Consider the following 8398-nt stretch of genomic DNA (forward strand, 5'->3'; position numbering starts at 1 on the left):
TCGGTATAACGTATATAGGCGAGCAAAAATACACGCCTTATTACTCACATTCAAGTCGCAGATTCTATCACAGGTTCTCTGAGCAAAGAGTGTATTAAGACTAAAGAATGTTAACAGTACCCTCTTTCACGCCCTATTGATTATTAACTCAGCACTTGAGATGCAAAATTTTGCGACAACAAACAAAAAGCTCGCGAAATGCGAGCTTTTTGATTTGCAGAGGTTATTACACCTTAGTCAAAAGTTGATTAACGGCTCCTAAGAACTCTGTTGGATCCTCAATAGAGCCTCGCTCCGCTAGCATTGCCTGACCAAGCAGAACTTCAACCCAGCGACCAAACGCTTCTTCATCGGCTTCGTCAGCCATACGCTTAACCAATTTGTGCTCAGGGTTTAGCTCAAAGATGTATTTCACTTCCGGCACAGCTTGACCAGCTGCCGCAAGAAGCTTCGCCATTTGAGTACCCATTTCGTAATCGTCCGTTACCACAACAGCAGGCGTAGATGCGAGTTTGAAGGTGGTACGAACTTCTTTCACACGATCGCCTAGGTAAGACTTCGTGCGCTCTACAACCGACTTAAACTCTTCTTCGGTTTCTTTTTGCTTCTCTTTTTCTGCTTCATCTTCAAACTGACTTAGATCAAGCCCAGCTTTAGTGATTGACTGGAACTGTTTACCATCAAACTCAGTTAAGTAGTTCATCAGCCACTCATCAATGCGGTCGTACATCAAGATAACTTCAATGCCTTTCGCTTTGAACTGTTCTAAGTGAGGGCTGTTTTTCGCAGCTGCATAGCTGTCTGCCGTCAAGTAGTAGATCTTATCTTGACCTTCTTTCATGCGCTCAACGTAAGACGCCAAGCCCACAGTTTGCTCAGAAGAGTCCACTTCAGTTGAAGCAAAGCGCAATAAACCTGCAACTTTCTCTTTGTTTGCAAAGTCCTCCGCAGGGCCCTCTTTCATCACAAGACCAAACTCTTTCCAGAATGATTGGTATTTCTCTTCGTCATTCTTGGCCATACGCTCGAGCATCGTTAGCACGCGCTTAGTACAAGCATTACGTAGAGACTGAGTCACTTTATTGTCTTGTAAAATCTCACGCGATACGTTTAGCGGTAAATCGTTTGAGTCTATTAAACCACGTACGAAGCGTAAGTATGACGGCATAAATTGCTCTGCATCGTCCATAATGAATACGCGCTGTACGTAAAGTTTTAAGCCTGATTTGTGGTCGCGGTTCATCATATCCCAAGGTGCTTTCGATGGGATGTATAGTAAGCTCGTGTAGTCGTTTTTACCTTCTACACGGTTATGACTCCAGACCAATGGATCGGCAAAGTCATGTGATACGTGCTTGTAGAACTCTTGATACTCTTCTTCTGAAATATCAGATTTGTTACGCGTCCACAGTGCTTGGGCTTTGTTGATTTGCTCCCACTTTTTCTCATCTGTTTCCTTGCCTTCGTCATCACGAACGACAGTTTGGATTGAAACAGGAATGCCGATGTGATCAGAGTACTTACTGATAACGTCACGTAGACGCCACTCATTCAAAAACTCTTTACCCTCTTCACGCATATGAAGAATGATGTCGGTACCACGTGACTCTTTGGTAATGTTTTCGATGGTGTACTCACCTTCACCCGCTGAGTGCCATTGTACCGCTTCATCAGCGGCTAGACCCGCAGCGCGAGTGCGCACGGTAACGGCGTCAGCAACGATAAATGCCGAGTAGAAACCAACACCAAACTGACCAATAAGCTGAGAGTCTTTGCTCTGCTCTTCAGATAGCTTTGAGAAAAACTCGGCTGTTCCAGATTTTGCGATTGTTCCTAAGTGCTCAATCACATCATCACGGCTCATACCGATACCGTTATCAGAAATGGTTAAGGTATTTGCGCTTTCATCAAACGACAGTTTCACGCAAAGGTCTGCATTACCTTCGTATAGATCTGGGTTAGATAACGCCTGAAAGCGCAGTTTGTCTGATGCATCTGATGCGTTAGAGATCAGCTCGCGCAAAAAGATCTCTTTATTTGAATAAAGAGAATGGATCATTAAATGCAGTAGTTGTTTTACTTCTGATTGAAAACCACGAGTTTCTTTATTTTGAGATACGGTTTCGCTCATGTGTGCTCCATAACATCTAAACTAATTGGCTTTTTCATAGGGACAAGTTTGTGACTTTCCCCTTGAAATCACCTTACCGAGATGTCATTTAACATGTGGCTGACAAATGTAAATTCAAGGTCAATATTGCTAAAAACGGTGTTTTTTTAGAAAATTTTAATTATCCTACCCGTCTAAAAGCATCTAAAATGTCGTGCGCACTCCAAGCGCCCCGGTAATTTTGTGACATAAATCACCATAATTACAACATCATCCATCTAAGAAGAACTAAATGACTAACATTGGCACCAAATTTCTACTTGCTCAAAGGTTCACCTTTGATCCAAATAGTAATTCGCTCGCTGACCAACAAAACGGCAACGACGTTGTACGATTAGGAAGCAACGAAAGCCGTATACTTCTGATGTTGGCAGAGAGACCAAACGAAGTTTTAACCCGTAACGAGCTTCACGAGTTTGTTTGGCGTGAGCAAGGTTTTGAGGTGGATGACTCAAGCCTGACTCAAGCGATTTCTACTCTGCGTAAGATGTTGAAGGATTCAACAAAATCTCCAGAGTTTGTTAAAACGGTACCTAAACGTGGCTACCAACTCATTTGTTCAGTGGAACGCTTGAGCCCATTTTCTACTGACTCTAACACTGACGTTGAAGAAACCGCTTCTGAACAAGAAGCGCCAGCAGTGGAGTTAGAAGCGAGCGATACACCACCAACAGAGATAGTGACCGATACTACTGCTGATCTTGAGCCTCAAGTAGAGCCGACTAAAACTCAGCCGAAGCCAGCATCTAACACGATTAACTGGCTACCGCGTGTCATTATCTTTTTGTCTCTGCTGCTTCCTGTTTGCGTATTGTTATTCACGAACCCTGCGGAATCCCAATTCCGTCAGATTGGTGAGTATCAAAGTGTACCGGTGATGACACCTGTAAATCACCCTCAAATCAACAACTGGTTGCCTTCAATAGAGCAATGCATTGAGCGCTACGTGAAGCACCATGCAGAAGACTCGTTGCCAGTGGAAGTGATTGCCACTGGTGGACAAAATAACCAGCTGATTCTGAACTACATTCATGACAGTAACCACTCTTACGAGAACGTAACACTGCGTATTTTCGCAGGTCAAAACGATCCAACAGACATCTGCAAATAAAGGAGGCCAATATGAAGATTAAATTAGCATCTGCGGTTTTGGCCGTATCCGTTCTTTTCAGTAGTTGGTTGTATTGGGGAAGTGACCTAAAAGTGGAGCAGCTCCTCACAGCAAACGAATGGCAGTCGACCATGGTGACAGTCATTACAGACAGCTTGCCTGACGATACTGTCGGCCCACTACGCCGAGTTAATGTTGAATCAAACGTGAAATATCTCCCTAATGGTGACTATATTCGCGTAGCAAATATAAAACTATTCGCTCAAGGTTCAACCGCAGAATCAACGATAAATATCTCGGAAAAAGGCCGCTGGGAAGTAAGTGACAACTATTTGTTGGTCTCGCCTTCGGAGTTTAAAGATATTTCATCTTCTCAATCAAAAGACTTTTCCGAAGCACAGCTACGTTTGATTACTCAAATTTTTAAGCTAGATGCGGAGCAAAGTCGTCGTATTGACGTCGTGAACGAAAAAACACTCTTGCTCACTAGCTTGAACCACGGTTCTTCGGTACTGTTTAAAAACTAATTTTGATTGGATGATAAGGGGGCAAGACGCCCCCTTTGGTTTGCTTATGGATTGGCTAGATACCACTACTCTCTTTTTCGGTTCACTAATCGCCAACACGCTGGCTTCACTTTCCGGTGGCGGAGCAGGCTTGCTTCAATTCCCTTTACTCATCTTTCTCGGCTTACCGTTCTCCGTTGCGCTAGGCACACATAAGGTGGCTTCGGTCGCTTTAGGCTTAGGCGCAGCAAGCACGCATTTGAGATCAGGCACTATTAAATGGAAAATCGCGCTCTACCTTATCTTGTCCGGTAGTATTGGCGTGATTTTAGGGGCTAACTTAATTGTACAGATCCCTGATGGTATCGCGGAAAAGATGCTCGGTACGATGATCCTAGCGCTAGGTATCTACTCGCGATTTAAGACATCGCTAGGCCAAGCTGAAGTAATACGTAACCGTCATCCTATCGGTTGGGTTATTGGTGGAATTGGCTTACTGTTTATCGGCATCATTAACGGATCTCTTACCGCAGGTTCTGGTTTGCTCGTGACACTATTTTTGGTGCGCTGGTTTGGTTACGACTACAAACAAGCCGTTGCTTACACCATGATTTGTGTCGGCCTGTTTTGGAATGGCATTGGAGGCATTGCCGTCGTACAGGCAGGGGCGCCTATTCACTGGGCTTGGTTACCTGTTTTATTGTTAAGCTCTTTTCTAGGCGGCAGTTTAGGCGCATGGGCCGCGACTCGATACAGTAACAGAGTGATTAAAGTTGCATTCGAAATTCTCACGTTTGCGGTGGGCATCAAGTTGCTGGTTTAAAAAGATTAAAAGGAAAGTTTCATGGATAAAGCAATCATTGATATTTATTACTGCCGCCAGTGCAACTGGATGTTGCGTTCAACTTGGCTATCGCAAGAATTACTGCATACTTTTAGCGAAGAAATAGAAACAATCAGCTTACACCCGGACACAGGTGGTCGCTTCGAAATTTTCTGTAATGGCCAGCAAATTTGGGAACGGAAAAAAGACAGCGGCTTTCCTGAAGCCAAGGTGCTAAAACAGCGCGTTAGAGACATTATCGACCCAGAACGCGATTTAGGACATTCAGACACAAAATAGGGAGCAATTCGCTCCCTATTTTTTTACTTAGTAAAACCGTTAAATCATGGTTTGTGCTAATACTTCGCCTTCTGGCGTTTTTACCGTTAGCTTATTGTCTTCTAGAGTACCAAAGCTTCTCGGTAAGCCATTACGTGGGAATGTCATCGAGCCTGGGTTGAATATAATGGCTCCATCTTGCATCTCTGCGACGGGAACATGTGTATGCCCGTGGGCGATGATATCACCTTCGCGCAGTGGCGGCCGTTTTTCAGAGTTGTACAAGTGACCATGAGTCAAAAAGATTCTCTTGCCAGATTCAAGTAGCACCCATGAGTAATCCATCATCATTGGAAACTTCAATAGCATTTGGTCCACTTCACTATCACAGTTGCCACGTACAGAAATAATTTGATCACTGTATTGGTTCAATAAGTCTGCTACCTGTGGAGGGTTGTAGCCTTCCGGAATAGGGTTTCGCGGCCCATGGTTTAGCGTATCTCCTAGCAAAATCATGTGGTGCGCACCAGAGGCCAGAAATAGCTCAATGGTTTCTTTAGTTGCTGGCAAAGAGCCATGCAGGTCTGAGGCAAAAAATAGTTTCACGACATTGTCTCCTCAAAAAGTATGAGGTCATTCTACGGCATTTTTTTAGCAGCTCAACCTACGACGGTTTGAATACTACTGATAGCGCAATGATTCAATGACCATAGGCAAAACATAGAACCATGCTGCATACGCTGTTCCAACCAACACCAGTATCCAAAACACCATCGACATAAATTTTGATTTGGCTAGATGGTGCAGCGGATCGGGCTCTCCGCATCCTGGACATGCATGAGCGCGTTTTGAGATTTGTTTCTCACACACGGGGCAAGAGACTAAAGGCATGATACAGATTCCTCGACATTAGGCTTAGGGCGCAAAGAATAATGGTGAATTAACACATATGCAACCTAACATATATTAAATATTTTAGTTCTTTGTAACAGTCGCTGACTTGAGAAAAAATTCGTTGATTTTTCATTTATATCAACCTATTACACTTCTTCTCGCACCATACCGTTGATGACAATATTGTTATAACTCACCATCCCAATGACCTCGCCACTTTCAATGACCGGCGCTCTGCTTATGCCAAATCGCTCAAACAAACGTGCACAATATTTTACGTTCATATCTGGTTCGACACACAAAGCGGGCTTGGTCATGATTTCATAAATATTTGTGCGCTGAGGAGAACGATTATTCGCCAGCACCTTTTTGGCGATATCATTCATCAACACGATGCCATATTCATCATTATCATCTCGCTTTTTCACCACCAGCGCTTTGACTTGGTATTTTTTCGCTAGCGTTATGCCTTCGTATACGGTCATCAGTCCATCAACCATTACATACGTTGCCGCCATAACATCTCGAACTCTAATTATCGTTTGATCACTCATAATTCATCCTCGACTACTTTGGTCAATGTCTCGACTTGATGCGCGACACCGACTGCATCTTCAATATCGATCTGAACAGCAATCCCCTGTCCCGACTCTCTGTCAAATTCACCAACCTCATTAATGGTCTCTAATATGTGTCGAGATAGATGTTCCTCGACCACAAACAGCAGCACATCTTTTTGCACTTCTAGCGTTAAACCAAAAAACGTTCGCTTTTGATTTAAACCTTGCCCGCGAGCATTGTTAATCACTGTTGCACCGGTCGCACCAGCATCGCGTGCAGCGTCCAACACCTTGTCTGTTTTGCTGTCTTCAACAAACGCAAGTATCAATTTAAAGCGCATTTTCTTCTTCCTCCGAGACGTTTTTATTCAGCCACTGGGTTATTTGCGCATAGCCCATCACAGAGATCATAGGAAATAGACTGGCAAACGCGATCAAGCCAAAGCCATCAATCATTGGGTTTCTTCCAGGGACGGTCGAAGCAAGCCCTAACCCTAATGCAGTTACAAGTGGGACAGTGACGGTAGAAGTTGTTACGCCTCCAGAATCGTAGGCGAGTGGAACAATAAGCTTAGGAGCGTAAAACGTTTGAATCACAACGACGATGTAACCCGCGATGATGTAATAATGAATGGGATCGCCCACGACAATCCGGTAACTCCCTAATGCAATACCAATTGCCACCCCAAACGCAACGGCTACGCGCAAGCCGTTAATACTGATACTGCCTCCAGAGACTTGGTTTGCTTTTATCGCTACAGCGATTAAAGAAGGCTCTGCAATCGTGGTACTAAAGCCTATAAAAAAGGCGAAGGTGTAAACCCAATAATAGTCGACCCACATTAAGGCTTTCCCTACCGATACTTTGAACTCTTGTAAAAACTCCGGCGCCGTTAATTGCACAGCCATCGTCTCCCCAAGTGGAAACAACGCCATTTCTAATCCAAGTAAAAAAAGAGCTAACCCGAAAATCACATAAACGAACCCAAGCAAAACTTTCTTAAGGTTGCTAACAGGACGCCTTAACACCGCTAACTGAAAACCAAAAATAATGCTGGCGATGGGAACGACGTCTCGAACGGTCGATAACAAAGTGTCTAGGAAATGATCAATTGAAATCATGTTACGACCATTCCGTAAACCATCACAAACATCATCGGTAACAGCGAGGCAAAAGCGATTAAACCAAAGCCATCCACCATAGGGTTACGCCCTTTAATAGAAGACGCTAAACCGACACCCAGTGCAGTGACCAAAGGTACTGTTATGGTGGACGTGGTTACACCTCCTGAATCGTAAGCGACGCCAATAATGGCTTCAGGTGCAAACCACGTCAGTATTACAACGCCGACGTAGCCACCAATGATCATGTAATGAATCGGCCACCCTTTTAAGATACGCAAAACGCCGATAACGATGGCTATCCCCACAGAGAGAGCTACTGTTACTCGAAGTCCTTCTCCGTAATCCTGCATGGACTGCTCTGAGTTAGCGATCATTCCGCCCTCTGCCGCAACTTCTGAGGCTTCTTCCGCTACCGCGGTTAATGCAGGTTCAGCTATCGTGGTGCCAAACCCCAAACAAAACGCAAAGACTAATAACCAAAACACGCTGCCTTTTTTTGCAAAGGCTTGAGCCATACTCTCTCCGATAGGAAAAAGACCAAGTTCTAGGCCAAAGATAAAAAAGGTTAATCCTAAAACGACAAGCAACAAGCCAAAAAGAATGGAGACCAGGTTGGGCAGCGGCTCTTGCAAAACGACTAATTGGAAAAAAGTGATAACAATGATGATGGGTAATAAGTCACGAGCACTATTGAGGAGCGCTCGAAAAAGCGCAACAAATGCTTCCATGCCTATCCTCCTTGATTGTGCAAACTGATTACGCTCGTTCCAATGAGCGATAACTTCTAGTCTGGCATAGATTTCACTCTTCTACCGTGAATGCACTAGCGCCATCTATAACATTTAGTTACATATCTTGGATTCAAGTACGAAGTGCGACACCCCTGAAATTTAAAACAGTGAGATGTGCTATTCATAAATTTTACTCCCG

General features: G+C 44.1%; 11 protein-coding genes. 4 read left to right on the forward strand and 7 right to left on the reverse strand.

The window, feature by feature from the left end; all coding sequences use genetic code 11:
• Positions 1 to 226: 226 nt before the first annotated feature.
• Complete coding sequence (gene htpG / locus R7041_RS21720) at positions 227 to 2131, reverse strand: molecular chaperone HtpG (RefSeq protein WP_053303298.1); 1905 nt, start codon at positions 2129 to 2131, stop codon at positions 227 to 229.
• Between the two features lie 271 nt (positions 2132 to 2402).
• Here htpG and R7041_RS21725 point away from each other — a divergent pair, with 271 nt between their 5' ends.
• From R7041_RS21725 to R7041_RS21740, 4 genes are read left to right on the forward strand one after another with little or no spacing between them, the layout of a single operon-like run.
• A complete protein-coding gene (locus R7041_RS21725) occupies positions 2403 to 3281 on the forward strand; it encodes a transcriptional regulator (RefSeq protein WP_005382092.1) in 879 nt (292 codons plus the stop codon).
• Between the two features lie 11 nt (positions 3282 to 3292).
• On the forward strand, positions 3293 to 3808 hold the full coding sequence (gene toxS, locus R7041_RS21730) for a transmembrane regulator ToxS (RefSeq protein WP_005382091.1): 516 nt from the start codon (positions 3293 to 3295) through the stop codon (positions 3806 to 3808).
• 46 nt (positions 3809 to 3854) lie between these two features.
• The gene (locus tag R7041_RS21735) at positions 3855 to 4610 is read left to right on the forward strand and encodes a sulfite exporter TauE/SafE family protein (RefSeq protein ID WP_047102891.1); all 756 of its coding nucleotides are present in this window, start codon (positions 3855 to 3857) and stop codon (positions 4608 to 4610) included.
• Between the two features lie 21 nt (positions 4611 to 4631).
• Positions 4632 to 4910: a SelT/SelW/SelH family protein gene (locus R7041_RS21740; RefSeq protein ID WP_005382088.1), complete on the forward strand. Its 279-nt coding sequence runs from the start codon at positions 4632 to 4634 to the stop codon at positions 4908 to 4910.
• Between the two features lie 39 nt (positions 4911 to 4949).
• Here the strand turns inward: R7041_RS21740 and yfcE are convergent, their stop codons facing one another.
• The 6 genes from yfcE to R7041_RS21770 form a co-directional block, all read right to left on the reverse strand.
• Positions 4950 to 5495 (reverse strand): phosphodiesterase, encoded by a 546-nt coding sequence (yfcE, locus tag R7041_RS21745; RefSeq protein WP_138939153.1) that lies wholly within the window; start codon positions 5493 to 5495, stop codon positions 4950 to 4952.
• 75 nt (positions 5496 to 5570) lie between these two features.
• On the reverse strand, positions 5571 to 5780 hold the full coding sequence (locus tag R7041_RS21750) for a hypothetical protein (protein ID WP_005382086.1): 210 nt from the start codon (positions 5778 to 5780) through the stop codon (positions 5571 to 5573).
• A 149-nt stretch (positions 5781 to 5929) separates the two neighbouring features.
• Positions 5930 to 6337: a CBS domain-containing protein gene (locus tag R7041_RS21755; protein WP_005382085.1), complete on the reverse strand. Its 408-nt coding sequence runs from the start codon at positions 6335 to 6337 to the stop codon at positions 5930 to 5932.
• Positions 6334 to 6684 carry a P-II family nitrogen regulator gene (locus R7041_RS21760; protein ID WP_054578025.1) on the reverse strand — a complete coding sequence of 117 codons (351 nt, stop codon included), beginning with the start codon at positions 6682 to 6684 and terminating at the stop codon, positions 6334 to 6336. Before R7041_RS21760 ends, R7041_RS21755 begins: the two co-directional genes overlap by 4 nt.
• Complete coding sequence (locus R7041_RS21765) at positions 6674 to 7465, reverse strand: DUF1538 domain-containing protein (RefSeq protein WP_005382078.1); 792 nt, start codon at positions 7463 to 7465, stop codon at positions 6674 to 6676. The genes R7041_RS21760 and R7041_RS21765 overlap by 11 nt, the downstream gene beginning before the upstream one ends.
• Positions 7462 to 8196, reverse strand: coding sequence for a DUF1538 domain-containing protein (locus tag R7041_RS21770; protein WP_005382077.1), 735 nt, complete (start codon positions 8194 to 8196; stop codon positions 7462 to 7464). The genes R7041_RS21765 and R7041_RS21770 overlap by 4 nt, the downstream gene beginning before the upstream one ends.
• Positions 8197 to 8398: the final 202 nt, after the last annotated feature.

This window comes from Vibrio sp. 1751, assembly GCF_033339895.1.
GTDB lineage: Bacteria > Pseudomonadota > Gammaproteobacteria > Enterobacterales > Vibrionaceae > Vibrio > Vibrio alginolyticus.